This is a genomic window from Streptomyces sp. NPDC041713, from assembly GCF_055591085.1.
Genome location: NZ_JBVIZY010000003.1, coordinates 166,627 through 189,137, shown reverse-complemented (window position 1 = coordinate 189,137; position 22,511 = coordinate 166,627). Strand labels below are relative to the sequence as shown.

General features: G+C 70.7%; 25 protein-coding genes and 1 tRNA gene. 19 read left to right on the top strand and 7 right to left on the bottom strand.

Going from position 1 to position 22,511, the window contains the following annotated elements; genetic code table 11:
* The first annotated feature begins 85 nt into the window (after positions 1-85).
* From ACZ6CV_RS10370 to ACZ6CV_RS10325, 10 genes are all read left to right on the top strand, one after another.
* On the top strand, positions 86-337 hold the full coding sequence (locus tag ACZ6CV_RS10370) for a hypothetical protein (RefSeq protein WP_469250443.1): 252 nt from the start codon (positions 86-88) through the stop codon (positions 335-337).
* Between the two features lie 17 nt (positions 338-354).
* Entirely contained in the window at positions 355-549 is a 195-nt protein-coding gene (locus ACZ6CV_RS10365; protein WP_363040145.1) for a hypothetical protein, read from the top strand.
* A gap of 16 nt (positions 550-565) precedes the next feature.
* Entirely contained in the window at positions 566-1,033 is a 468-nt protein-coding gene (locus ACZ6CV_RS10360) for a hypothetical protein (RefSeq protein ID WP_469250442.1), read from the top strand.
* Positions 1,034-1,044: 11 nt separating this feature from the next.
* Positions 1,045-1,512 (top strand): hypothetical protein, encoded by a 468-nt coding sequence (locus ACZ6CV_RS10355; protein WP_469250441.1) that lies wholly within the window; start codon positions 1,045-1,047, stop codon positions 1,510-1,512.
* Between the two features lie 82 nt (positions 1,513-1,594).
* Entirely contained in the window at positions 1,595-2,323 is a 729-nt protein-coding gene (locus ACZ6CV_RS10350; RefSeq protein WP_469250440.1) for a DNA methylase, read from the top strand.
* Positions 2,320-3,198 carry a bifunctional DNA primase/polymerase gene (locus ACZ6CV_RS10345; protein ID WP_469250439.1) on the top strand — a complete coding sequence of 293 codons (879 nt, stop codon included), beginning with the start codon at positions 2,320-2,322 and terminating at the stop codon, positions 3,196-3,198. The genes ACZ6CV_RS10350 and ACZ6CV_RS10345 overlap by 4 nt, the downstream gene beginning before the upstream one ends.
* Complete coding sequence (locus ACZ6CV_RS10340) at positions 3,195-3,515, top strand: hypothetical protein (RefSeq protein WP_469250438.1); 321 nt, start codon at positions 3,195-3,197, stop codon at positions 3,513-3,515. The genes ACZ6CV_RS10345 and ACZ6CV_RS10340 overlap by 4 nt, the downstream gene beginning before the upstream one ends.
* 11 nt (positions 3,516-3,526) lie before the next feature.
* Positions 3,527-5,074, top strand: coding sequence for a YfjI family protein (locus ACZ6CV_RS10335; protein ID WP_469250883.1), 1,548 nt, complete (start codon positions 3,527-3,529; stop codon positions 5,072-5,074).
* A gap of 303 nt (positions 5,075-5,377) precedes the next feature.
* A complete protein-coding gene (locus tag ACZ6CV_RS10330) occupies positions 5,378-5,599 on the top strand; it encodes a helix-turn-helix domain-containing protein (protein ID WP_469250437.1) in 222 nt (73 codons plus the stop codon).
* Positions 5,596-6,774, top strand: coding sequence for a site-specific integrase (locus ACZ6CV_RS10325; protein ID WP_469250436.1), 1,179 nt, complete (start codon positions 5,596-5,598; stop codon positions 6,772-6,774). Before ACZ6CV_RS10330 ends, ACZ6CV_RS10325 begins: the two co-directional genes overlap by 4 nt.
* Positions 6,775-6,839: 65 nt before the next feature.
* On the opposite strand, the gene ACZ6CV_RS10320 is transcribed toward ACZ6CV_RS10325, so the two are convergent.
* The 3 genes from ACZ6CV_RS10320 to ACZ6CV_RS10310 all read right to left on the bottom strand — a co-directional run bounded on the left by ACZ6CV_RS10320 (position 6,840) and on the right by ACZ6CV_RS10310 (position 8,789).
* Positions 6,840-6,913 (bottom strand) — tRNA-Pro (locus tag ACZ6CV_RS10320).
* A gap of 50 nt (positions 6,914-6,963) precedes the next feature.
* Positions 6,964-7,743 (bottom strand): Pr6Pr family membrane protein, encoded by a 780-nt coding sequence (locus ACZ6CV_RS10315; RefSeq protein ID WP_469250435.1) that lies wholly within the window; start codon positions 7,741-7,743, stop codon positions 6,964-6,966.
* Between the two features lie 116 nt (positions 7,744-7,859).
* The gene (locus ACZ6CV_RS10310; protein ID WP_362374549.1) at positions 7,860-8,789 is read right to left on the bottom strand and encodes a metallophosphoesterase; all 930 of its coding nucleotides are present in this window, start codon (positions 8,787-8,789) and stop codon (positions 7,860-7,862) included.
* 376 nt (positions 8,790-9,165) lie between these two features.
* On the opposite strand from ACZ6CV_RS10310, the gene ACZ6CV_RS10305 reads away from it, so the two are divergent.
* Positions 9,166-9,630, top strand: a complete 465-nt coding sequence (locus ACZ6CV_RS10305; protein WP_362374551.1) for a GatB/YqeY domain-containing protein — start codon at positions 9,166-9,168, stop codon at positions 9,628-9,630.
* A 97-nt stretch (positions 9,631-9,727) separates the two neighbouring features.
* Here the strand turns inward: ACZ6CV_RS10305 and ACZ6CV_RS10300 are convergent, their stop codons facing one another.
* The gene (locus ACZ6CV_RS10300; protein ID WP_469250434.1) at positions 9,728-12,052 is read right to left on the bottom strand and encodes a transglycosylase domain-containing protein; all 2,325 of its coding nucleotides are present in this window, start codon (positions 12,050-12,052) and stop codon (positions 9,728-9,730) included.
* A gap of 460 nt (positions 12,053-12,512) precedes the next feature.
* Between ACZ6CV_RS10300 and ACZ6CV_RS10295 the strand changes: the two genes are divergently transcribed.
* Entirely contained in the window at positions 12,513-12,857 is a 345-nt protein-coding gene (locus tag ACZ6CV_RS10295) for a WhiB family transcriptional regulator (protein WP_016642765.1), read from the top strand.
* A 96-nt stretch (positions 12,858-12,953) separates the two neighbouring features.
* On the opposite strand, the gene bagB is transcribed toward ACZ6CV_RS10295, so the two are convergent.
* Positions 12,954-14,288 (bottom strand): ATPase BagB, encoded by a 1,335-nt coding sequence (bagB, locus tag ACZ6CV_RS10290; protein ID WP_469250433.1) that lies wholly within the window; start codon positions 14,286-14,288, stop codon positions 12,954-12,956.
* Positions 14,285-15,265, bottom strand: coding sequence for an ATPase BagA (gene bagA / locus ACZ6CV_RS10285; RefSeq protein WP_362374560.1), 981 nt, complete (start codon positions 15,263-15,265; stop codon positions 14,285-14,287). Before bagA ends, bagB begins: the two co-directional genes overlap by 4 nt.
* A gap of 82 nt (positions 15,266-15,347) precedes the next feature.
* On the opposite strand from bagA, the gene ACZ6CV_RS10280 reads away from it, so the two are divergent.
* From ACZ6CV_RS10280 to ACZ6CV_RS10265, 4 genes are all read left to right on the top strand, one after another.
* The gene (locus ACZ6CV_RS10280) at positions 15,348-15,509 is read left to right on the top strand and encodes a DUF4177 domain-containing protein (RefSeq protein ID WP_003975360.1); all 162 of its coding nucleotides are present in this window, start codon (positions 15,348-15,350) and stop codon (positions 15,507-15,509) included.
* Positions 15,506-15,973, top strand: a complete 468-nt coding sequence (locus ACZ6CV_RS10275) for a RidA family protein (RefSeq protein WP_355810910.1) — start codon at positions 15,506-15,508, stop codon at positions 15,971-15,973. The genes ACZ6CV_RS10280 and ACZ6CV_RS10275 overlap by 4 nt, the downstream gene beginning before the upstream one ends.
* A gap of 98 nt (positions 15,974-16,071) precedes the next feature.
* Positions 16,072-16,941 carry an NUDIX hydrolase gene (locus ACZ6CV_RS10270; protein WP_469250432.1) on the top strand — a complete coding sequence of 290 codons (870 nt, stop codon included), beginning with the start codon at positions 16,072-16,074 and terminating at the stop codon, positions 16,939-16,941.
* Between the two features lie 429 nt (positions 16,942-17,370).
* Positions 17,371-18,201 (top strand): MBL fold metallo-hydrolase, encoded by an 831-nt coding sequence (locus ACZ6CV_RS10265; RefSeq protein ID WP_362374565.1) that lies wholly within the window; start codon positions 17,371-17,373, stop codon positions 18,199-18,201.
* Between the two features lie 102 nt (positions 18,202-18,303).
* Here the strand turns inward: ACZ6CV_RS10265 and ACZ6CV_RS10260 are convergent, their stop codons facing one another.
* A complete protein-coding gene (locus ACZ6CV_RS10260; protein WP_016642758.1) occupies positions 18,304-18,978 on the bottom strand; it encodes a Crp/Fnr family transcriptional regulator in 675 nt (224 codons plus the stop codon).
* 359 nt (positions 18,979-19,337) lie between these two features.
* On the opposite strand from ACZ6CV_RS10260, the gene nth reads away from it, so the two are divergent.
* The 3 genes from nth (at position 19,338) to ACZ6CV_RS10245 (ending at position 22,507) form a co-directional block, all read left to right on the top strand.
* Positions 19,338-20,348, top strand: coding sequence for an endonuclease III (gene nth / locus ACZ6CV_RS10255; protein WP_469250431.1), 1,011 nt, complete (start codon positions 19,338-19,340; stop codon positions 20,346-20,348).
* Between the two features lie 65 nt (positions 20,349-20,413).
* Positions 20,414-21,253 (top strand): NUDIX hydrolase, encoded by an 840-nt coding sequence (locus ACZ6CV_RS10250; RefSeq protein WP_469250430.1) that lies wholly within the window; start codon positions 20,414-20,416, stop codon positions 21,251-21,253.
* Positions 21,254-21,301: 48 nt separating this feature from the next.
* Positions 21,302-22,507: a MarP family serine protease gene (locus ACZ6CV_RS10245; protein WP_469250429.1), complete on the top strand. Its 1,206-nt coding sequence runs from the start codon at positions 21,302-21,304 to the stop codon at positions 22,505-22,507.
* Positions 22,508-22,511: the final 4 nt, after the last annotated feature.

The window sequence follows — 22,511 nt, the reverse complement described above, 5'->3', positions numbered from 1 at the left end:
GCGACCAAAACCGCCCCTGATCAGGCCGCTAGCAGATAGCGGCCGACCTGCGGAAACCCCTCGAACCCCCTCTGAGAGGCCCCTGATGAGCCTTGCAGCGCTCGCTACCGCATTCCCCCTGATCGTCACCCTCGGTTACGTCGTCAAGTGCTGGCTGAGCCCGTTCGGCGACTGCCGCAAGTGCGCCGGTATGGGCCACGCCCTCACCAGCGACCGCAAGGGCAAGCCCAAGCGCGGCAAGGACTGCCGCCGCTGCCACGCCACCGGCAAGCGCATACGCGTCGGCCGCTGGATCTACAACCGCGCCGCGCGCACCTACCGCGCCGGCACCCGCTGACCCCGCCGGGAGGCCCCATGGAAATCACCATCTCGCTCGTGCTGCTGCTCGCCGTCGGCGTCGCGCTGCTGCTGCGCTTCCGCGCGGTCGGCGCCGGTGCGGCCGTCGTCGTCGCGCTCTTCGGCTTCTACCTCGCCGGCACCGACGCGGCCGACACCGTCAACCAGCTCGTCACCGCCGTCACCGGCGCCCTCGCCGACGCCGGCCGCTAGAAGGGAGACCAGCACCGTGAACGAACCCACCGCGTACGGCCGTCCGGCCGGACACGAGACGGCGGCCGTGGAAGTCCACACCCCCACCCCGCTCACCCCCGCCCACACTGTCCCGCTCATGCCCATGCAGCCGGGCACCATCCCGGCCGTGACGAGCGTCGTCCTGCCGGACGGCCGCGTCGTCACCGGCTACGCCATGGAGTCCGCCAAGCCCGAACCGGTCACGCACAAGCCGGCCGTCTCCCGCGCGGCGGTGAACATCGCGCTCGGGGGCGTCGGGTTCCTCGCCGTGTGCGGCGGACTACTCATGCTCACTGCCTTCATCACCGCCCTGACCGCCCTGGTGACCCAGCTCGTCATCCTCGCCGCCGTCGTCTTCGGCGGGTGGATCGCCGTGCAGGTGTTCAGCGCGAGCGGCCACGGCGGCGGGACGACGGTCAACATCCGCAAGGCCGTCATCAAGCGCAACAAGTTCTACGGCTGATAGGGGCCCCCGTGTTCGAGATCCGCGTCATCTGCGACCCCGCCGACACCGACCGCGTCACCACCGCACTCACCACCACGTTCGCCACCGGCGACGTGCGCCGGTACCCGACCCGCGACGGCAAGCGCACCCGCCTCTACCTCACCGCCGACCACCGCCCCACCCCGGCGGACTGGCCCACCCCCGAGCGGGCGTACGCGAACGCCCCCGGCATCAACAGCGAGATCGGATGGACGGCCCGCTTCCTCGCCGATGCCGAGTGCTACAGCGAGTTGGACCGGGAGTTCTACCTCCGCAAGGCCGCCCTGCTCGACCGCATCGCCCTGCTTGACGAGCCCGGCGTCACGGGCGGCGACGCCGCTGAGACCGCCGAAGCGGCGGCCGTGTTCCTGCTCGACATGGACCAGCCGGGCGTGATCTGCGACCCGCGTGCCTACGTCCGCCAGCAGTACGCCCTCATGGCCACCGACAACCAGTAGCTACACCCGGGCGGGCGCCTCTCGCCAAAGACCGCGCCCGCCCGGTTCTCCGTCCCTTCGACAGAAACAGGAGACCCCCAGCATGACCCAACCCATCCCGATCCGGCGAGGTGCCTCCCGGCCGCGTCTGCTGGACCTGTTCTCGTGTGCCGGTGGTGCCGCGATGGGCTACCACCGCGCCGGTTTCAACGTGGACGGTTGCGACATCGCCGACCGCCCGAACTACCCCTTCCCCCAGCACCGGGGCGATGCCCTCGCCTACCTCGCCGACCTGATCGCGTCGGGCGAGATCCACCGGTACGCGTTCGTCCACGCCTCCCCGCCGTGCCAGCACGGATGCGCCCTGACCGTGGGCACCAACGCCTCACAGGGATGGGGCCGCACGCACGTCGACCTGGTGGCCCCCGTCCGTGACCTCTTGGAGCGGACCGGGCTGCCGTACGTCATCGAGCAACCGAACGGCCGCGCCGAGATCCGCAAGGACCTGACGCTGTGCGGGGAGATGTTCGGTCTCGGGGTCATCCGGCACCGCAACTTCGAGTTGGGCGGCTGGAACACCGAGCGGCCGGCGCACGTCCCGCACCGGGGCCGCGTACGCGGGTACCGGCACGGCCGGTTCTATGACGGCCCGTACGTCGCGGCATACGGCAACGGCGGCGGCAAGCCGTCCATCCCGGAACTTCAGTCGGCCATGGGGATCACGTGGACCGAGGTGCGGGAGGAACTGACGGAGGCGATCCCGCCCGCCTACTCAGAGTTCATCGGCCGTGCCTACCTCGCCGCCACGGCGACGCTGGGGGAGGCGGCATGAATGCGACGCCTGAACCCCTGCGGGTTGCCCTCGCTCTCGCGGCGGCCGGTGTCCCGGTCCTGCCTCTGAGGCATGGCAAGCTCCCGTTCGGCAACTGCCGTGCCTGCAAGAACAGCACGTGCGGCGACCGGCCGAACATGAAGAACCCCGGCCCTTGCCGGTGTCCCGCGCCGTGCCATGCGTGGGCCGCTGCGACCACCGACCCGCACGTCCTCACCTCGCCTGCGTGGGCGCCGGTGTGGCGTGAGGCGGTGGCGGTCGCCTACCACCCCGGCGGGGCCGGGCTGACGGTGGTCGACCTGGACGACACGGCGGCCGTCACGTGGGCCCGCGAGACCCTGCCCGCCACCCGCACCGTGCCGACGACGCGGGGCGAGCACTGGCTCTACCGGGGCGTCATGCCGTCGTCGAACGCGGTCCGCCCGGGTGTCGACATCAAGTCGGCGATGCAGTACGCCCGTTGGCTCGGTCCCGGAACCGGCCGTATGGCCGTTCTCCCGGCGGCCGTCCTCGCCCTGGCGGTGAAGGAAGACACCACCCCCGCCCTGGGGGAGGTGGCCTCTTCTCTCCCGACGCGCGCCACGTGGTCGCGGCAGGTGGCTACCGGGTGCCGCCACACCGAGCGCTACGTCCGCACCGGCCTGGAACGCGGCCTCGCGCTGGTACGGGCCCGCACCGAATCCGGCGCCGGCTCACAGGCGTTCGGCGTCGCCCGGTTCCTCGCCGCACAGCACACCGGGTGCCCGGGACCGTGCGGCCTCGCCGCGATCGGCGAGGAGATCGTGACGGCCGCCGTCTCCGTGGGCGTCCCGGAGGCCTACGCGCGCCGCGCGGTCGCCAACGGCCTTGAGACGGCTGTGGAGCGTGCGGCATGAACAAAGCATCCCGAACCCCCACGAACGTCCCTCAGGGCGCCGTACAGGGCTCGCCACGGCCGACCGTGGGCGAACCGAAGGTCGCCGCCCGCAAGGGCGTCCTTTCTGCCGTTGGTTCTGACCCGCAGACGGTCACCATCACCGGCATCACACCGGGGCTTCAGATCCAGTGCGAGGGCGTACCCGTCGCGGACTGGCTCTGTGCCTGCGGGCACCACGAACGCGCCCGGGGCCGCGCCGCCGTCATCAGGCTGACCGCCCGCGTCCGCGTCGGCGTCTGCCCCCACACCACCGCCGAAGGGAGGGCGGCCTCATGACTCCACAGCCTGTGGACAGCCCCGACCTGTGGGCCGGACTGCCCACCCTGGAAGACCCGCCCGGCGAGGACGACGCGACCCCGGACGTGTGGGAGGACCCCATCCCCCTCACCGGCCGCCGCGAGCGTCCGCCGTTCCCCGCCCACGTCCTCCCTGCTTGGTTGGGGGAGTTCGTGGCGGCCGTGGCGGAGGAGACGCAGACCCCGGTGGACCTCGCCGGTTCGATCGCCCTCGCCGTGCTCGCCACGGCGGCCGGCGGCCGGTCGGTGGTCCACGTGCGCGGCAACTGGCGCGAGCCCACCAACCTCTACACCGTGGTGGCGCTCCCGCCCGCGAACCGCAAGTCGGCCGTCTTCGCGCTGCTGACCAACCCCCTGTATGAGGCGGAGAAGCAGCTCAAGACCGCGATGAAGCCGGTGATCGTGGAAGCGGAGCTGACGGCGAGGTTGGCCAAGGAAGCAGCGGACAAGGCCGCCGCCAAGGCCGCGTCCGCCGACGGCGACAAGCGCGAGGACATGGTGGCCACCGCCGTCGGTCTCGCGCAGACCGCCGACACGCTCACCGTCCCCGCCGAACCGGTGCTGTTGGCGGACGACTCGACACCCGAGACGGTCACCTCGCTCATGGCCGAACAGGGCGGCCGGCTGTCGGTGATGAGCGCTGAGGGCGGCATCTTCGACATCATCGCCGGCCGCTACTCCGGCGCCCCCAACATGGAAGTCTTCCTCAAGGGACATGCAGGGGACCGGCTGAGGGTGAATCGGCAGACCCGCCGCGAGTACATCGACGCCCCCGCCCTGACCATCGGCCTCGCCGTACAGCCGGACGTACTGCGAGACATCGGCAAGGTGAAGGGGTTCGAAGGACGCGGACTACTGGCCCGCTTCCTGTACTCCCTCCCCACGTCGACGGTCGGCGAACGCGAGATCATCACCGACCCGGTCCCGGAAGAGACGGCCGCCGCCTACACCGCCCGGGTCGTCGACCTCACCCTGTCCCTGGCGGAGTGGACCGACCCGGCCGTCATCCAGCTCACCCCGGAAGCGGATGCGGCCCTGATCGCCTATCAGAAGCGCATCGAACCGCAGCTCAAGGCGCGCGGCGGCAAGCTGGGCCACATCTCCAACTGGGCCGGGAAGCTCGCCGGGGCGACCGCCCGTATGGCCGCGCTGCTGCACCTCGCCGAACACGGCGGCAACGGCTACGCCCACCCGGTCACCGAGGCCACCATGCACGCGGCCATCGAGCTGGGGGAGTACTACACCGCCCATGCCCTCGCCGTGTTCGACGTCATGGGCGCCGACCCGGTCCTGTCCCGGGCCCGCAGCGTGCTGGAAGCGCTGAGGGACAACGGATGGGAGGACGTCAGCCGGCGGGACGTGTTCAGCGTCTTGTCCCGCAGCGAGGTGCCCACCGTCGCCGACCTGGAACCCGCCCTCGCGCTGCTGGAAGACCACGGATACCTGCGGTCCTACCAGCCCGAGCGCACGGGCAAGCGCGGACGCCCCCCGGCGCCCCGCCTACTCGCCCACCCGTCCCTGCGCCACGGCGGCCGGTGACCCCACCCGCACAAACCGCGAAATCGCAAAAACCCTGGATACCCCGCTGACCTGCGATGGGAACCCGCCCGACCCCGGACGGGGGCCCGTCGCACAATCCCGCGATATTCCGCAAAAAAGCCGAGCACGACCCGACCCCCGGGGTCGGTCGACGGCCGCCCCTGATTTTTGCGGAATATCGCGGGTTTCTGCGGAGCACTCCTCACCGCCTCCCGCGCGCCGCATCACCGCAGGCCAACGGCCGGTCCCGGCTTTTCTGCGGATTTTGCGGTTTGTGCGGAGCACTTCCCCTCAGGAGACGCCATGACCCTCGCCTCTCCGGAGCGAGCCACGAACGTCGAACCCGTCCTCTACAAGATCTCGGACGCCGAACGCGCCCTGAGGCTGAGTCGCACCGTGATCTACGGCCTGATACGCACCGGACGCCTCCGCACTGTCAAGGAGGGACGTGCCCGGCGCATCCCCGCATCCGCCATCCATGAGTACACCGCGCTGTTGGAGCGCGAGGCAGGAGAGAGCAAGTGAGCAAGCGCCGCAGCCGAGGAGACGGCGGCCTTCACTGGGACGACAAGCGCCAACGCTGGATTGCCACGGCCAGTCTCGGTTTCGACCCGAGCGGCAAGCGGATCGTGAAGCGCGCCAGCGGCAAGACCAAGACCGCAGCCAAGGACAAGCTGAAAGAGGTGCTCCGGGACTACGAGGACGGTCTTGCGATCGCGCCCACCGGCTACACGGTCAAGGACGCGGTGACGGACTGGCTCGCGTACGGGTTGAACGGCCGGGACGCCGGGACGGTCACGACGAACACGATCCTGTGCAACACCCACGTCGTCCCGGCCCTGGGGGCCCGGAAGCTCCGGGACCTCAGCGCCGACGACGTTGACAAGTGGCTCGCCGACAAGGCGAAGGTACTGAGCACCCGTTCTCTGGAAGCGATCCGCTCGTGCCTGAACCGTGCGGTGAAGCGGGCCATGGCGCGGGACAAGGTGAAGCGCAACGTCGTGGAACTGTGCTCGGTCCCTACCGGCCGCCCCGGGCGTCCGTCGAAGTCCCTGACGTTGGCACAGGCGGAGGGGGTGTTGGATGCGGCGGCGGACTCCCCGCTGTATGCCTACATCGTGGTGTCCCTCCTCACCGGTGGCCGCACGGAAGAGGTCCGCCCCTTGCGTTGGGATCACGTCGACCTCGACGGCGACCCCATGGCGACCCCCGTGATACCGCCCCATATCGCCGTGTGGCGCTCGGTCCGCAGCACCGGAGACACCAAGACGCGCAAGTCCCGGCGGACACTCGCACTGCCGGGACGCGCCATTGACGCGCTCAGGATTCAGTGGGAACGCCAGGGGTGGCAGCGTCTCGCGGCCGGCGACAACTGGAAGGAGAACGGTCTCGTCTTCACGTCCGCCGTGGGGACGGAGCTGGACTCTGCCAACGTGCGGCGCGAGTTTCGCCGGGTGCTCGCGCGGGTCGACGGGATCACGGCTGAGGAGTGGACACCGCGAGAGCTGAGGCAGACGTTCGTGTCGATCCTCTCGGACGGCGGCATGCCGATTGAGGAGATCTCCCGGTTGGTCGGCCACTCCAGTACGGCCGTCACCGAAGAGGTCTATCGGAAGCAGATCCGCCCGGTGATTCAGTCCGGCGCGACCGCGATGGACGGCATCTTTGGCGCCGTTCCGAAGCGACAGTCACGCAGTTAGTCACTCACAGCAAATCAGGCCCGGTGCTGATCTCTCAGTACCGGGCCTGACCTGGTGTTTCTCTGTCGGGGTGGCGGGATTTGAACCCACGACCTCTTCGTCCCGAACGAAGCGCGCTGCCAAGCTGCGCTACACCCCGATGTCGTTGCTCCGCGATCTGCTGTGCAGGTCGTGGCGACATCGATTACTTTAGCGGACCGGCGCCCTGAGACGAAATCCGGTTTTCGCGGGCCCCTGGCACCGGCCCCGGGGGCGAGGGCGGATCCGGTCGAGCGTGACGATGAGCAGGGCCAGGGCGTAGAAGGCCAGGCCGAAGATGGCGGAGTTGATCAGGACGCCCGCGTAGCCGTGCAGGTCGACGTCCAGGAACGGGTACGGGTAGCGGGTCGTCGGGCCCGGGGACATCAGGGGGCCGCGGGCCAGGGCGAAGGCCAGGTACGCGAGGGGGTAGAGCAGCCACAGGCCCGCGTGGCGCAGGCGCAGGCCGCCCGGGGCGGTCAGCAGCAGCCAGTCGAGGGCAACCGCGATCGGCGTCACCGTGTGCAGGAGCTGGTTCGCGGCCGCGTGCCAACCGGTCAGCGTCGCCGCGTCCGTCATCGAGAAGCCGCTCGTGTCGTCGGCGAGGACCAGGTGGTAGACGAGACCCGTGATCGCGATGTAGAGCAGCGTGCCGCTGGACACCCAGGCCGGCAGCGGCCGCCGCCCCCGCCACGCCCGCCACCCGGAGAGACCGAGCACCGCGGCCACCGCCATGTTGCTCTGGACCGTGAAGTAGCTGAGGACCCGCAGCGGGTCGCCGGTGTCGGCCAGGTCGATCACGATCCCGGTCACCGCGGCCAGCGCGATCAGCCCCCGGAAGACGGCCACCCGAGGCCGCCGCACCCGTGGCACCACCGCCTCCGCGGGGGCACCCGGACGTACCGGATGGGGCTGGCGTGCGGAACGTACGGGGCGTATCGGGGCAACCATCCCCCCACGGTAAACAGCGTTCCGCGCGGATGCGTGCCACGGAGGTGCGGGGAGAGCCGTGAAGGGGCGGGCGGCGGGGTGGGGTCCGCCTCAGCCCCGCCCTCGCCTCAACCCCCTCAGCCTTCCCGCCCCGTCAACGTCAACAGCGTCGCCTCCGGAGGGCACGCGAACCGCATCGGCGTATAGCGGTTCGCGCCGCAGCCTGCCGACACGTGGAGGTACGACGTCCGGCCCTCCGCCTCATGCGTGGAGAGGCCCTTCACGCGGGCCGTGTCCAGGTCGCAGTTGGTGACCAGGGCGCCGTAGAAGGGGATGCAGAGCTGGCCGCCGTGGGTGTGCCCGGCGAGGATCAACGGGTAGTCGTCCGCGGTGAACGCGTCCAGGGAGCGCAGGTACGGGGCGTGCACGATGCCCATCGAGAAGTCCGCCCCGGACACCGGGCCGCCCGCCACGCGCGCGTACCGGTCGCGCTTGATGTGCGGGTCGTCCACACCTGTGAGCCCGATCTCGTAGCCGTCGATCTTCAGCGAACCCCGCGTGTTCGTGAGGTTCACCCAGCCCGCCGCGTCGAAGCCGTCGCGCAGCCCCTCCCACGGGTTGTGGATGACGCCGACCGCGGGCGGGTTCCCGTTGAGGCCGTGCTTGCCCTGCATCTTCTCCAGCAGGTAGCGGGCGGGGTTGCGCGGCTTGGGGCCGTAGTAGTCGTTCGAACCGAAGACGTACGCCCCGGGGAACTCCATCAGCGGGCCCAGCGCGTCCAGCGTCTCCGGGACGCCCTCCGGGTCGGACAGATTGTCGCCCGTGTTGACCACGAAGTCGGGGCGCAGCCCCGCCAGCGAGCGCAGCCACCGCTGCTTCTTGCGCTGCCCGGACACCATGTGGATGTCGGAGACCTGAAGGACCCGCAAGGGACGCATCCCCGCCGGCAGTACGGGCACCGTGACCCGCCGCAACCGGAACAGACGGGGCTCGACGCCCACGGAGTAGGCGAGGCCGGCCGCGGCCGTCGCCGAGATGCCCAGGGGTACTGCGTATCGCGCGCGCATATCCCCATCGTGTCAGACCCGGGCGCGTCCCGGCCCACGCGGCCCGTGGGGCGGCGGCGCCCCAACCCCCGTACCCGCCACCGGACTCCGTGCCCGCGGGAGAGCGAAGTGTCCGGGCACCCGTACCCGCGGGGGAGCGAAGTGTCCGGGGTGCCCGTGCCTGCGGGGGAGCGAAGTGCCCGGGCACCCGTGCCCGCGGGGGAGCGAAGCGCCCGGCCACCCGCGCCCGCGGGAGAACGAAGCGCCCGGGCACCCGTACCCGCCGGAGAACAAAGCGCCCCGCCACCCGTACCCGCAAGAGAACAAAGCGCCCCGGCACCCGTACCCGCCGGAAATGCGGGGGCAGGAAGCCCGCCGCACCTGCCACAATCAACCCATGACCACGCTCAAGTCGAAGCTGCAGGAAGACCTCACCGCCGCGATCCGGGGGCGCGACGAGCTGCGCTCCTCGACGCTCCGGCTGACCCTCACCGCCGTCACGAAGGAGGAGGTGGCGGGCACCGAGGCCCGTGAACTCTCCGACGACGACGTGCAGAAGGTCATCGCCCGCGAGGCGAAGAAGCGCCGTGAGGCGGCCGAGGCCTTCGGTCAGGCCGGGCGCACCGAGCAGGCCGAGCGCGAGAAGGCGGAGGGCGAGATCCTCGCCGAGTACCTCCCCAAGCAGCTCTCCGACGACGAGCTGCGGGACATCGTCGCCCAGGCCGTCGAGGAGGCGAAGGCCGCCGGTGCCGAGGGGCCGCGCGCCATGGGCCAGGTCATGAAGATCGTGAACCCGAAGGTCGCGGGCCTGGCCGAGGGCGGCCGCGTCGCCGCCACGGTCAAGAAGCTCCTCGCGGGCTGAGGTCCCGGTCGGCTGTACGTGAGTGAGGGCGCCCCCTGCTTCAGGGGGCGCCCTCACTCACGTACAGGACACGTGACCGCAGCGGCCCGGAGGCCGGCTACTGGGGCCAGCCTCCGATGCCACCCCAGTCACCGTTCCCGCCGCCTCCGTTCCCGTTCCCACCGTTTCCGTTCCCGCCGATGACCCCGGGCGGAAACTCCGGCCAGCCACCGCCGCCACCGTTACCTCCGCCGCCGTTGCCGCCGCCCCCGCCGACGCCACCATCGCCGCCGCCACCGTTACCGCCGCCACCAGGCGTTCCGCCCCCGCCGGGCTTGTCGTCGTGGCCGCCGCCGTGGTCCTCGTCCTCGTCCCGGTCCTTGTCGCCGCCGGGCAGGTGCACGTTGGCGAAGCCCGGCGCCGGCTTGCCCGCGAGGGCGCCGCTCATCGCGTCGCGCCAGATCGGACCCGGCACCTCGCCGCCGAAGACCTTGTCGTACGGGACGCCGCCGATGGTGATGCCGGTCATCCGGCGCTTGTGCAGCGGGTCGCCGACCCAGACCGCGCCCGCCATGTTCGGCGTGTAGCCGACGAACCAGGCGGCGTAGCGGTAGTCGGTCGTACCCGTCTTGCCCGCGCTCGGGCGGGAGCCGAGACCGGCCTGCTTGCCCGTGCCGTCCTCCACCACGCCCTTGAGGAGGGCGTTGACCGTGTCGGCGGTCTTCTGCGACATGGCCCGCGAGCACGTCGACTTCGGCACCGGCAGCGACTTGCCGCCGAGCGTGGTGATCGCCTCGATGGCGATCGGCGTGCAGTACGTGCCGCGCGAGGCGAACGTCGCGTACGCGCCCGCCATCGTCAGCGGCGACACCTCCTGGGTGCCGAGCGCGATCGACGGCGCCTGCATCAGCTCCTTGCCGTCGGCGCGCTCCACGCCCATCTTCTGGGCCATCTTCGTCACCGGGCAGATGCCGATGTCGCCGATGAGCTGCACGTAATAGGTGTTGACCGACTTCGCGGTCGCCTCGCGCATGCCGTACGGACCGACCTCGGACTCGTTCTCGTTGGTCAGCTTCGCGCCGCCGGTGTTGACCCACTCCTTGCCGCCACAGGTGGAGACCCGCTGCGGGTAGGGCATCTCGTACGGCGCCGAGTAGCTCTGCCCCGCCGACTTGCCGCCCTCCAGGGCCGCCGCCGCGACGATCGGCTTGAACGTCGAACCGGGCTGGTAGCCCGCGCCGCCTTGCATGTCGTCGTCGACCGAGAGGTTCATGACCGTCTCGTCCTTCTTGAAGCCGTACGGACGCGACTGACCCATGCCGAGGATCTTGCCGGTGCCCGGCTCGACGAGGGTGGCGGCGGTCGCCACGTCGTCGGTTTTGTACACGTGCTTCTTCATCGACGCCTGCACGGATTCCTGCGCCTGCGGATCCAGCGTGGTGCGGACCTTCAGGCCGCCGCGGTTCCAGACCTTGGCCCGCTCCTCCTTCGTCTTGCCGAAGACCGGGTCGCGCAGGAAGACCTCGCGCACGTAGTCGCAGAAGAAGCCGGCGCCCTTGACCGAGGTGATGCAGCCGTTCTCGGGCCGGCTCACCTTCAGGGTGATCTCGGTCTTCTTGGCGGCGTCCGCCTCCGCCTGCGAGATGTCGTGCGTCTCGGCCATCCGCTGCAGCACGACGTTGCGCCGCTTGGTGGCCTCCGCCGAGTCGTTGACCGGGTCGTACCGGCTGGGCGACTGCACGATGCCGGCGAGGAGCGCGGCCTCCTCCAGCTTCAGGTCCTTGGCGGGCTTGGAGAAGTACCGCTGGGCCGCGGCCTCGATGCCGTACGCCTGCTGCCCGAAGTAGGTGATGTTCAGGTAGTTCTTGAGGATGCGCTTCTTGCCCAGCTTCTCCTCGACCTGAATCGCGTACTTCAGCTCGCGGATCTTGCGGCCGAGCGTCTGCTGGGTGGCCTCGGCGACCTTCGTCGGGTCGTCGCCGGCCTCCTCGACGAAGACGTTCTTCACGTACTGCTGCGTGAGCGTGGACGCGCCCTGCGAGACGCCGCCGCTCTGCGCGTTCTGGTTGAGCGCGCGCAGGATGCCCTTGAGGTCGACCGCGCCGTGCTCGTAGAAGCGGGAGTCCTCGATCGCGACGATCGCCTTCTGCATGTACGGCGAGATGTCCTTGAGCGGGACGACCGTGCGGTCACGCGAGTAGACCGTGGCGATCTGACCGCCCTTGTTGTCGAGGATCGACGTGCGCTGACTGAGCGGCGGCTGCTTCAGATTGGCGGGGATCTCGTCGAACCCCTCGACCGAGCCCTTGGCCGCGAGGCCCAGCGCTCCGGCCGCCGGCAGCGCGATCCCGGCCAGCACCGCCCCCGCCAGGACACTGACTCCGAGGAACTTCGCGGCCTGCTGACTTGGTGACAGACCACCGCCCGAGCGCTTCTTTCCCATGAGGGCAGCCTAATCCGTACTTGAGTGCGTTCCGAGGGAGCGAGTGTTCCTCGGGATGTTCGCCCCGGCCGCCACAGCCGTACCACGGACGTTCCGATTCGCCGGACAGGCCTCAATGCCTTGGCCTAAGCTGCTCTCAACTGTCACTGCCGTGCGGTGCGGCACCAGCCCCTCTCCCTTCCCGGATCGAGCGGATTCCTGTCCGAATTCGCCTCTTGTGACGCGCGGCGTCCGTTGTGACTCAACTGAACTATCCCGGAATGCCGGTTTCCGCACGAATGTCGCCAGCTCACTCCGTCGGGTGATCTGCCGCTTACGCATAGTCCGTTCGGGCCATTCAAGATTGGGCCCGAAGGGGGTGTTGCGCTGTGCCCACCTTCCGTAACGTCCTCAACTGGCGGCGGTGAATATGCCGCTGCCGCCGTGGGGGAGCCTCGATTCGGGAGAGGACGGCGCCGGTATGGGCTGGGTAACCGACTGGAGTGCGCAGGCGGCCTGCCGCACTACCGATCCGGATGAACTGTTCGTTCAAGGAGCAGCGCAGAACAGGGCCAAGGCGGTGTGCACCGGATGCCCGGTGCGGACCGAGTGCCTGGCCGACGCGCTGGACAATCGCGTCGAGTTCGGCGTGTGGGGTGGCATGACGGAGCGAGAGCGCCGCGCACTGTTGCGCAGGCGTCCCACCGTCACCTCGTGGCGCAGGCTCCTGGAGACTGCGCGCTCCGAGTACGAGCGTGGCACGGGCCTGTTGCCCGTCGACTTGGAGGACGAGGAGACGTACGAGAGCTACGCGGCGGTGGGGTAGAGCGACGGGACGCCGGGGCGGTGCTTCCCGCTCTGAGGAGGTAAACGCCCCCGGCGACGGGGGAGTTCCCGCGTCCGGTCGCCCGTCGGCGTCCGGTCAGCCCGCCAGCCGGTCCCCTACGGCGCGGAGCCCCGCAAGGTCATGTACATCACCGGGCAGCGCGGCCACTTCGGCCACCGCCACCTCGGGGTGGCGTGCGGTGAAGCGGTCACGTGTGCGCTGCTCGCGGACGAGCAGCTGCATCCGCTCGGCGTGCAGCCGCAGCAGACCCGCGGTCATCTGTTCGACGCACGCGTCGGTCACCGGCTCGGTGGTGGAATCAGTGGAAGAGGTGGCCTCAGTGGGAGAGGTGGGGTCCTCGGGAGTCGCGGGCGCTTCGGACGGCGCGGGATTCTCTGAAGTCGCGTGATTCTCGGGGGAGTTACGAACTCCTTCCTTCCCGCCCCCCTGATCCACAATGCCGCGTTCCTCAAGATTTTCCGCGGCGGCGATGGCCCGCTCGGCCGACAGCTGGGCGGCACCGCTGCCGTGCACGCGGTTCAGCACGAGACCCGCCAGCGGCATGTCGTCCGCCGCGAGCCGCTCCACGAAGTACGCGGCCTCCCGCAGCGCGTCCCGCTCCGGCGAGGCCACCACCAGGAACGCCGTCCCGGGCGCCTGCAGCAGCCGGTACGTGGCGTCGGCCCGGGTGCGGAACCCGCCGAACATGCTGTCCATCGCCGTCACGAACATCTGTACGTCACGCAGCAACTGCCCGCCGAGCAGCTTGCCGAGGGCGCCCGTCATCATCGACATGCCGACGTTCAGGAACTTCATCCCGGCCCGGCCGCCCACCTTCGCCGGCGCCATCAGGACCCGGATCAGCTTCCCGTCCAGGAAGGACCCGAGGCGCTTGGGGGCGTCCAGGAAGTCCAGCGCGGAGCGCGAGGGCGGCGTGTCCACGACGATGAGGTCCCACTCGTCGCGGGAGCGCAGCTGCCCCAGCTTCTCCATCGCCATGTACTCCTGCGTGCCCGCGAAGCCCGCCGAAAGCGACTGGTAGAAGGGGTTGTCGAGGATCGCCCTGGCGCGTTCCTTGTCGGTGTGCGCCTCGACGATCTCGTCGAACGTGCGCTTCATGTCGAGCATCATGGCGTGCAGCTCGCCGGAGCCCTCGATGTCCTTGACCCGCCGCGGCACGTTGTCGAGCGAGTCGATGCCCATGGACTGCGCGAGCCTGCGCGCCGGGTCGATGGTGAGCACGACCGTCTTGCGGCCCCGCTCCGCGGCACGCAGCCCGATGGCGGCCGCCGTGGTCGTCTTGCCGACGCCGCCGGAGCCGCAGCACACCACGATCCGGGTCTCCGGGTCGTCGATCAGGGCGTCCACGTCCAGCACCCGGCCGGGCTCCAGGGTCCGCGCCGGTTCCTTGGTCGTGCGGTCCCCGGTCATGAGATCCCTTGCTTCCGCAGTTCCGTGGCGAGCTCGTAGAGGCCCGCGAGGTCCATCCCGCCGGTGACGAGCGGGAGTTCGTGCAGGGGCCGACCGAAACCGCTCAGCACGGCGCGCTGGTCGCGCTCCAGGGCGAACCGCTCGGCGTACTCGGCGGCCTGCTCCAGGAGCGGCCCGACCAGCCGGTCGGCGGCCCCGCCGCGGCGCGCGCCGCCGAGCCCGGCGGTGGACAGCGATTTGGCGACGGCCGTACGGGGCGCCTGCTCCAGGCCCAGCTTCAGCGCGGCCTCGTCAAGGAGGGCCGGGCGCACCATGTTCACGATGAGCCGCCCCACGGGCAGCTGCGCGGCGCGCAGCTCGGCGATCCCGTCCGCGGTCTCCTGGACGGGCATCTCCTCCAGGAGGGTCACCAGGTGCACGGCGGTCTCGGGCGACTTGAGCACCCGCATCACCGCCTGGGCCTGATTGTGTATCGGCCCGATCTTGGCGAGCCCGGCGACCTCGTCGTTGACGTTCAGGAAGCGCGTGATGCGGCCCGTCGGCGGGGCGTCCATGACCACGCAGTCGTACGCGTACCGCCCGCTCTTGTCCTTGCGGCGCACGGCCTCACAGGCCTTGCCGGTGAGGAGCACGTCCCGGAGTCCGGGCGCGACGGTGGTGGCGAAGTCGATCGCACCGAGCTTCTTCAGGGCGCGTCCGGCACCCCCCAGTTTGTAGAACATCTGGAGGTAGTCGAGCAGCGCGAGCTCGGGGTCGATGGCGAGGGCGTACACCTCCCCGCCCCCGGGAGCGACGGCGATCTTCCGCTCCTCATAGGGCAGCGCTTCTGTTTCGAAGAGCTGCGCGATGCCCTGCCTGCCCTCGACCTCCACGAGGAGGGTGCGTTTGCCCTCCGTCGCGAGGGCGAGCGCGAGGGCCGCGGCCACCGTGGTCTTGCCGGTACCGCCCTTGCCGCTGACGACCTGGAGCCTGCTCACCCTTCTGAGCCTAACCAGTCCTCACCCGGACCACGCAGGAGCCCACCCTGAGCAGCCCGTCACACCGACTACAGTCGGCCACATGACCAAGTGGGAATACGCAACCGTGCCTCTGCTCGTCCACGCCACGAAGCAGATTCTTGACACCTGGGGCGAGGACGGCTGGGAGCTGGTCCAGGTCGTCCCGGGTCCGAACAACCCCGAGCAGCTCGTGGCCTACCTGAAGCGGGAGAAGCAGGCGTGAGCGCCGTCGAGGAGAAGCTCGCGTCGCTCGGGCTCACGCTGCCGGAGGTCGTACCGCCGCTGGCCGCCTACCAGCCGGCCGTCCAGTCCGGCGTGTACGTCTACACCGCGGGCCAGCTCCCGATGGTGGACGGCAAGCTCGCCGTGACCGGCAAGGTCGGCGGCGAGGTCACCCCGGAGGAGGCCAAGGACCTGGCCCGCACCTGCGCGCTGAACGCGCTGGCCGCGGTCAAGTCGGTCGCCGGTGACCTGGACCGCATCGCGCGCGTGGTGAAGGTCGTCGGCTTCGTGGCCTCCGCCCCGGACTTCACCGGCCAGCCCGGCGTCATCAACGGCACCAGTGAGCTGCTCGGCGAGGTCCTCGGCGACAAGGGCGTGCACGCGCGGAGCGCCGTCGGCGTCGCCGTGCTCCCGCTGGACGCCCCGGTCGAGGTCGAGATCCAGGTGGAACTGACGGAGGCGTAGCAGCGTTTCGGCCGCACAGGGGTGCCGCGTACCGGCCCCCCTGTAGGCGCCGATCATTGCCTCTCGAACATCAGCGCGCCAACGGATAGCCTCCGCCCATGGCAAATGGGCAGTGGTACCCCCCGGAGTGGCCGGACCGCATCCGCGCCCTCGCGAGCGGCGAGCTGACTCCGGCGACCCCGCGCCGCGCCGCGACCGTCATGCTCCTCAGAGAGGGCGACGGCGAGCCGGAAGTACACATGCTGCGCAGACGCGCCTCCATGGCCTTCGCCGGGGGCGCGTACGCGTATCCGGGCGGCGGCGTCGACCCGCGCGACGACGACCACCTGGTGCGCTGGGCGGGCCCCACGCGCGCGTCCTGGGCGGCCCGCCTGGGCGTCGGCGACGAGGCCGAGGCCCAGGCGGTCGTCTGCGCGGCGGTCCGCGAGACGTACGAGGAGGCGGGCGTCCTGCTCGCGGGCCCGACCCCGGAGACGGTCGTCGGCGACACCACGGGCGACGACTGGGAGGCGGACCGCGAGGCCCTGGTGGCCCGCGACCTCTCCTTCGCCGAGTTCCTGGACCGCAGGAACCTGCACCTGCGCAGCGACCTGCTGGCCGCGTGGGCGCGCTGGATCACCCCGGAGTTCGAGCCCAAGCGGTACGACACGTTCTTCTTCGTGGCCGCGCTGCCCGAGGGCCAGCGCACCCGCAACGCCTCGACGGAGGCCGACCGCACGGTCTGGATCACCCCGTCCGAGGCGGCGGCCCGCTACGACGCGGGCGAACTCCTGATGATGCCGCCCACGATCGCGACCCTGCGCGCCCTGACGTCCCACCAGACCCCCGGAGCCACCCTGGCGGCGGCCCCGACCCAGGACATGACCCCGGTCCTGGCCCGGGCCCACCTGGAGGGCACGACGCTGATCCTCACCTGGCCGGGCCACGAGGAGTTCACGAAACACATCCCCAAGGCGACCCACCCATGACCCGACACCAGCGGGCCTGAGCGGGCCGAGGCAACTACCCACCGGCCCGCACGCGCGTACGAGACGGAAGGGGACGCGGGGGTATGTGCGCACGGAGCACCGAGCCCGCAATAGCAGAATTGTCCGCGAGGCGTGGCGAACAGTGGATGGCGAGTACGCACATACCCCCGCGGCCCCGCACCCACAAACGACCCCAGGCGCAGACGCACGCCCCTTCCTGCCGCAGACGCCGCCAGAGGCCCGCAGAGGGCCCCACAGCCCCCTAGGACGGCCCACAGCAGGCGTCGCCCCACCCGGGACCCCGCACCCCCGCACGACCACGACGCAGCACGCACCCCCGCACGACCACGACGCAGCACGCAGCACGCAGCACGCACCCCGCCACCCCGCACCCGCGACCAAGAGCCCCCAGACAGGAGCACCCCCCGCATGACAGACGCCGCCGCCCTCCCCGGCCAACCCCGCGGCGGAGTCCTCACCGGCCCCGCCACCCCACGCGCCGTCAACGTCCTGGCGCCCAACGCGTCCGCGATGACCCTGGACGGCACGAACACCTGGATCGTCTCCGAGCCGGACTCCCCGCTCGCGGTGGTCATCGACCCGGGCCCACTGGACGACGCCCACCTGAGGCACGTCATCGCGACCGCGGAGAACGCGGGCAAGCGCGTCGCCCTGACCCTGCTCACCCACGGCCACCCCGACCACGCGGAAGGCGCCGCCCGCTTCGCGGAGCTGACCCGTACTCACGTACGCGCCCTGGACCCCGCCCTGCGCCTGGGCGACGAGGGCCTCGCGGCCGGCGACGTGATCACCACCGGCGGCCTGGAGATGCGCGTCGTCCCCACCCCCGGCCACACCGCGGACTCGCTCTGCTTCCACCTCCCGGCCGACCGCGCGGTCCTGACGGGCGACACGATCCTCGGCCGCGGCACGACGGTCGTGGCGCACCCCGACGGCCGCCTCGGCGACTACCTGGACTCCCTGCGCCGGCTGCGCTCCCTGACGGTCGACGACGGCGTCCACACGGTGCTGCCGGGCCACGGCCCGGTCCTGGAGGACGCCCAGGGGGCGGTCGAGTTCTACCTGGCGCACCGGGCCAACCGCCTCGCCCAGGTGGAGACGGCGGTGGAGAACGGCCACGTCGAGGCGGCGGACGTGGTCGCCCACGTGTACGCGGACGTGGACCGCTCCCTGTGGCCGGCAGCGGAACTCTCGGTCCGGGCGCAGCTGGACTACCTGCGGGAACACGGGCTGATCTGAGCCGAGCCCTACAGGGCCCAGCGGGAACGGCTGACCCACAAACGCCGGATGGGTCCCGCCTCCCAAGAGGCGGGACCCATCGACGTACAGACAGACACAGCGTCAGCGCGACCGCTTGGCCAGCCGCTCCACGTCCAGCAGAATCACCGCGCGGGCCTCGAGCCGCAGCCACCCGCGCCCGGCGAAGTCCGCCAGCGCCTTGTTGACCGTCTCGCGGGAGGCGCCGACCAGCTGGGCGAGCTCTTCCTGCGTGAGGTCGTGCACGACGTGGATGCCCTCTTCGGACTGCACGCCGAAGCGGCGCGACAGGTCGAGGAGCGCACGGGCGACACGGCCCGGCACGTCGGAGAAGACCAGGTCGGACATCTGGTCGTTGGTCTTGCGCAGGCGCCGGGCGACGGCGCGCAGCAGCGCGGCGGCGACCTCGGGCCGGGCGTTCAGCCACGGCTGGAGGTCGCCGTGGCCCAGGCCGAGCAGCTTGACCTCGGTGAGGGCGGACGCCGTTGCGGTCCGCGGGCCCGGGTCGAAGAGCGACAGCTCACCGATCAGCTCGCCGGGGCCGAGCACCGCAAGCATGTTCTCGCGGCCGTCGGGCGAGGTGCGGTGGAGCTTCACCTTGCCTTCGGTGACCACGTACAGCCGGTCTCCGGGGTCACCCTCATGGAAGAGCGCATCCCCCCGCGCGAGCGTCACCTCACTCATGGAGGCGCGGAGCTCCGCGGCCTGCTCGTCATCGAGCGCCGCGAAGAGCGGGGCGCGCCGCAGAACGTCGTCCACGAGTTCTCTCCTTGTCGACCTGCTCAGGGGATCTTGTTTCCCCCGCATATCAGGGGTCCGTGTTCCCCATTTTGCCGGACGGTCCAAACAGTGTGATCAGTCACAAGTCTGCCGCACCGGCGTCGGAAGCTGTGCGGGAGGGGGCCAATTGGGGGCCGATCCATGGGGTCAGGGACGGATGTCAGTGACGGGCTCTAGGCTGGCCGGGTGTCCAAAAAGCCGGTGAGAGCGCAGGCCGAGGGGGCTGAGCAGGTGGCCGCACCCCGTGATTCCGCTGTGGGCGAACATGCGTCCGGCTCCCCCGAGAAAGCGACAAATTGGACAGCTCCCCTGGTGTCCCCGGTGAAGAGGTCGACCCTGTGAACGCAAAGAAGACGACGCCGGCGGCGCCCGCGAAGAAGACGGCGGCGACGAAGAAGAAGACGGCCGAAACGGCCACGTCCTCCGCCAAGAAGGCCTCCGCCAAGAAGGCCTCCGCCAAGAAGGTCCCGGTCAAGAAGGTCGCCAGCGAGAAGGCGCCCGCCAAGAAGGCGCCTGCCAAGAAGGCCGCTGCCAAGAAGACGCCCCCCTCGAAGGCCACTCCCGCGCGGACCACCGACCCCCGGACCGAGTCCCACACGGCCCTCGTCCGTCGCGCCCGCCGCATCAACCGCGAGCTCGCCGAGGTGTATTCGTACGCCCACCCCGAGCTGGACTTCGAGAACCCGTTCGAGCTGCTGGTCGCCACGGTGCTCTCCGCGCAGACCACCGACCTGCGGGTGAACCAGACGACCCCGCGCCTCTTCGCCGCGTACCCGACCCCGGAGGAGCTGGCCGCCGCCGTCCCCGAGGAGGTCGAGGAGCTCATCAGGCCGACCGGCTTCTTCCGGGCGAAGACGAAGTCGATCATGGGCCTGGCCAAGGCGCTGCGCGACGACTTCGGGGGCGAGGTTCCGGGGCGCCTGGAGGACCTGGTGAAGCTGCCCGGCGTGGGCCGCAAGACCGCCTTCGTGGTCTTGGGCAACGCTTTCGGTGTGCCTGGTTTGACGGTTGACACCCATTTCGGGCGCCTTGTCCGCCGCTGGAAGTGGACCGACCAGACCGACCCGGACAAGGTCGAGGCGGCCGTCGGCGCGCTCTTCCCGAAGAGCGAGTGGACGATGCTCTCGCACCGCGTGATCTTCCACGGCCGCCGCATCTGCCACTCCCGCAAGCCCGCCTGCGGCGCCTGCCCGATCGCCCCGCTCTGCCCGTCATACGGGGAGGGGGAGACCGACCCGGAGAAGGCCAAGAAGCTGCTGAAGTACGAGATGGGCGGCTTCCCCGGCCAGCGCCTCAAGCCGCCGGCCGACTACCCGGGCAAGCCCGCGCCTCCGCTCGCCGCGGGGTGACGACGACGGCAGGCGGAACGAACCCGAGGGGAAAGAGCGTTGTCCAGAGGCGGACGGGGGTACCGATGACGCACGCGAGCGACACGACGAACACGACGGACACCACGAAGACGGCGGACGCCACGAACACCACGAGCACGGCGAAGACGACGAAGGCGACGAAAACGGCGAACAGCACGAGCGCCCCGAACACGGCGAGCGCAGAAGACAACGGAAGCACCCCCCAGAACGCCCACCCCCACCCCCTCCTCTCCACCACCGGCCTCCCCTCCTGGCTCGACCCGGTCGTGCACGCCGCGCGGACCGTCGAGCCGCTCCAGCTGAGCCGCTTCCTGCCCCCGGAGAGCGGCGCCGGACGCCAGTCCGCCGTACTCATCCTCTTCGGAGAGGGCGAGAAGGGCCCCGAGCTGCTCCTGATGGAGCGCGCCGGCTCGCTCCGCTCGCACGCGGGCCAGCCCTCCTTCCCCGGCGGCGCCCTCGACCCCGAGGACGGCGACCCACAGGGAGAGGGGCCGCTGCGCGCCGCCCTGCGCGAGGCGGAGGAGGAGACCGGCCTCGACCCCCGCGGCGTCCAGCTCTTCGCCGAGCTGCCGCGCCTCTTCATCCCGGTGAGCGACTTCGTCGTGACGCCCGTGCTCGGCTGGTGGCGCACCCCGACCCCGGTCGGTGTCGTCGATCCGAACGAGACGGCCCGCGTCTTCACGGTTCCCGTGGCCGATCTCACGGACCCCGCGAACCGCGCGACGGCGGTGCACCCCAGCGGCCACCACGGCCCGGCTTTCCTCGTCGAATCCGCTCTGGTCTGGGGTTTTACGGCCGGAGTGATCGACAGGATCCTGCACTTCGCGGGCTGGGAGCGCCCCTGGGACCGCACGAGGCAGGTCCCGCTCGACTGGCGCGCATGACAAGGTTGCGGGGAACGGCGACCGCGATGCGAGGCGAGGATTGAATCGGTGAACGTGCTGGACATCCTGTTGCTGCTCGCCGCCGTGTGGTTCGCGGTCGTCGGGTACCGCCAGGGCTTCGTGGTCGGCATCCTGTCGGTGATCGGTTTCCTGGGCGGCGGTCTCGTCGCCGTCTATCTGCTCCCGATCGTCTGGGACGCGCTCACGGACGATGACGCGGCCGCGGTGGGTACGACGGCGTCGGTGGTGGCCGTCGTCATCGTGATCGTCTGTGCCTCGATCGGCCAGGCCTTCACCACCCACCTCGGCAACAAGCTGCGCCGGTACATCACCTGGCAGCCCGCCCGCGCCCTGGACGCGACGGGCGGCGCCCTGGTGAACGTGGTGGCGATGCTCCTCGTCGCCTGGCTGCTCGGCTCGCTGCTCGCGGGCGCGACGCTGCCGACGCTCGGCAAGGAGCTCCGCAGCTCCAAGGTGCTGCTCGGTGTGGACCGCGCCCTGCCGGGCCAGGCCGACACCTGGTTCACCGACTTCCGTTCGGTCCTCGCGCGCAACGGCCTCCCGCAGGTCTTCAGCCCGTTCTCGAACGAGCCCATCAAGGAAGTGCAGCCCCCGGACCCGAAGCTCGCCAAGAGCCAGGTCGCCACCAAGGCCAAGCGCTCCATCGTGAAGGTCCGCGGTGAGGCCCGCGGTTGCGGCAAGGTGCTCGAAGGCACCGGCTTCGTCTTCGCGGACCGCCGCGTGATGACGAACGCGCACGTGGTCGGCGGCGTGGACGAGCCGACGATCCAGATAGGCGACAACCACCAGACGTACGACGCGAAGGTCGTGCTCTACGACTGGGAGCGCGACATCGCCGTACTGGACGTGCCCACCCTGAAGGCGCCGGCCCTGCAGTTCACCTCGAAGGACGCGCCCAGCGGCGCCAGCGCCATCGTCGCGGGCTACCCCGAGGACGGGCCGTACGACGTCCGCCCCGCGCGCGTACGCGGTCGCATCACGGCCAACGGCCCGGACATCTACCACCGGGGCACCGTGCACCGCGACGTGTACTCGCTCTACGCGACGGTCCGTCAGGGCAACTCCGGCGGCCCGCTGCTCACGCCCGACGGCAAGGTCTACGGCGTGGTGTTCGCGAAGTCGCTCGACGACCCGGACACCGGCTATGCGCTGACGGCGGACGAGGTGCGCGAGGACATCAAGCGCGGCCGCACCGCCGACCAGGAGGTCGACAGCCAGGGCTGCGCGCTCTAGAGCG